The following is a 507-nucleotide window of genomic DNA, read 5'->3' as shown; positions in this document are numbered from 1 at the left end:
AGGACGACGACCTGGCCCTGCGGCGGGCGCGGGGTGATCAGGGGTCCCTTGACGGTGAAGGACTCGCCCTCGAAGTCGATGTGGTGCACCCGGTCCGCATCCAGGAAACGGCCGGTCGCGACGTCCTTGATGACCGCGTCGTCCTCCCACGAGTCCCACAGGGCGCGGGCGGTGTCGATGACGTCGGCGGTCTCGCGGCGCAGTTCCCCGGCGGAGAGCGGCGCTCGTCCGACGGTGGCGAGGGCGGCCTCGCCGGCCGCCGCGCCGACCACCCAGCCGGCCCGGCCGTGGGAGGCGTGGTCCAAGCTCGCCAGCTGGGTGGCGAGGTGGAACGGTTCCGTGGGGGCGACGTGCAGGACGGGCGCGAGGCCGATCCGGTCGGTGAGGACGGAGACGTAGGCGGCGCGGGTTCCGGCCTCGATGCGGCCGGCCGGCCGGGTGCCGTCGTAGGGGGTCGTGTACGGGGAGGTGTCCGGGTCGTACGGGGAGGCGTCCGGGTCCGCGCCG

At 75.0% G+C, this 507-nt stretch carries 1 protein-coding gene; it reads right to left on the bottom strand.

Annotation, left to right across the window (positions count from 1 at the left end; translation table 11 throughout):
* On the bottom strand, positions 1 to 507 hold a 507-nt coding region (locus tag GT042_RS12555), incomplete at both ends, for an LLM class flavin-dependent oxidoreductase (RefSeq protein ID WP_161308784.1).

It is taken from the genome of Streptomyces sp. SID3212, assembly GCF_009865405.1.
Classification (GTDB): Bacteria; Actinomycetota; Actinomycetes; order Streptomycetales; family Streptomycetaceae; genus Streptomyces.
The sequence above is the reverse complement of the archived record's forward strand: the minus strand, read 5'-3'. Positions and strand labels throughout refer to the sequence as shown.